Raw genomic sequence first — 1,759 nt, forward strand, 5'->3', positions numbered from 1 at the left:
GCCCCCTTCCCAACCCTCCCCCGCCCGAACTCGGCTGTTGCCGAGTTCGGTTCCTACAAGCTGAGGCCGGATGTTTCCGGCCTCAGGCGGGAGAGGGGGCACTGTGGTTCGGGCGGAGGCGGTGGTTCGAGGGGAGGCGGCGCTTGCCGCAGCGCCCTCCCCATAGGGCGCGCTCATGGAGCCGGTATGGCCTTCGTCCTGCCGGGTGGCGCAATGGTCGGTGTCGGAGCACACGAACATGCGGGAGCCCTTGTCGTCGAGGATCACCTCGTCGAGATAGACCCCCTTGGCGCCACACAGGGCGCAGGGCTCGGCGAAGGCCTGCACCGCAAACGGGTGGTCCTCGAAATCCAGCGACACCACCCGCGTGTAGGGCGGGATGGCATAGATGCGCTTCTCCCGCCCCGCGCCGAACAATTGCAGCGCCGGGCTGTCGTCCATCTTCGGGTTGTCGAACTTGGGGATGGGGGAAGGGTCCATCACGTAGCGGCCCGCCACCTTCACCGGATAGGCGTAGGTGGTGGCGATGTGGCCGTGCCGGGCGATGTCTTCATAAAGCTTCACCTGCATCAGCCCATAGTCTGCGAGGGCGTGCAGGCGCCGGGTCTCGGTCTCGCGCGGCTCGAGATAACGCAGGGGCTCGGGGATGGGCACCTGGTAGACGATGACCTGGCCTTCCCTCAGCGGCGCCTCGGGGATGCGATGGCGGGTCTGGATGATGGTGGCGTCCTGCGTGCGGGTGGTGGTGGCCACCCGCGCCGTGGTCTCGAAGAAGGTGCGGATGGCCACCGCGTTGGTGGTGTCGTCCGAGCCCTGGTCGATCACCTTCAGCACATCGTTCGCGCCGAGGATGGCGGCGGTCACCTGCACGCCGCCGGTGCCCCAGCCATAGGGCATGGGCATCTCGCGCGAGGCGAAGGGCACCTGATAGCCGGGGATGGCGATGGCCTTCAGGATGGCCCGGCGGATCATCCGTTTCGTCTGCTCGTCCAGATAGGCGAAGTTGTAGGTGATGGCGGGCATGCCGGAAGCGGTGCGGGCGAGGGCGGTCATTCGGCGGCCTCCCGGCGGGGGGCTTGGTCCGCTTCCGGTGTTGCCTGCTCCGCAGTGTCTGCCGCGCTCGCGTGCTCCGCACGCTCTGACGCTTCCGCGTGCTCCGCACGCATGCGGCGGATGAGGTCCAATTCGGCCTGGAAGTCCACGTAGTGGGGCAGCTTCAGGTGCTCCACGAAGCCGGTGGCCTGCACGTTGTCGCAGTGGGAGAGCACGAATTCCTCGTCCTGCGCCGGGGCGCTCTTCTCCTCGCCCAGCTCGGCGAAGCGCAGCGACCGGTCCACCAGCGCCATGGACATGGCCTTGCGCTCCAGCTGGCCGAAGACGAGGCCGTAGCCGCGGGTGAATTGCGGGGGCTGGGTGGCCGAGCCCTTGAACTGGTTCACGCTCTGGCACTCGGTGACGGCGATCTCGCCCAGCGGCACGGCGAAGCCCAGCTCTTCCGCATAAAGGCTCACCTCCACCTCGCCGAAGCGGATCTCGCCCACGAAGGGATGGGTGCGCGCATAGCCGCGCTGGGTGGAATAGCCAAGCGCCAGCAGGAAGCCCTCGTCGCCCCGCGCCAGCGCCTGCAGCCGCAGCGGCCGGTCGGCGGGGAAGGCGAGCGGCTCGCGGGTGAGGTCTCGGGGCGGCGTGCCGTCGTCCGCCGGGGCGGGCTCGATGAGGCCTTCGTCGCCGAGCAGGTCGGTGACGCGGGGCATGGGGG

Annotated in this window: 1 protein-coding gene and 1 pseudogene; both read right to left on the reverse strand. The window is 68.9% G+C overall.

The annotated features are described in order from the left end of the window. Positions 1 to 168: 168 nt before the first annotated feature. A pseudogene (locus tag K9U40_RS22850) lies at positions 169 to 1,023 on the reverse strand (alpha-D-ribose 1-methylphosphonate 5-phosphate C-P-lyase PhnJ); the annotation flags it as partial. A 26-nt stretch (positions 1,024 to 1,049) separates the two neighbouring features. Beyond that, positions 1,050 to 1,759: carbon-phosphorus lyase complex subunit PhnI (locus K9U40_RS22855; protein WP_282892381.1), on the reverse strand; the 710-nt coding region annotated here is incomplete at its 5' end.

Source organism: Xanthobacter autotrophicus, from assembly GCF_030015065.1.
GTDB classification, from domain to species: domain Bacteria; phylum Pseudomonadota; class Alphaproteobacteria; order Rhizobiales; family Xanthobacteraceae; genus Xanthobacter; species Xanthobacter autotrophicus_D.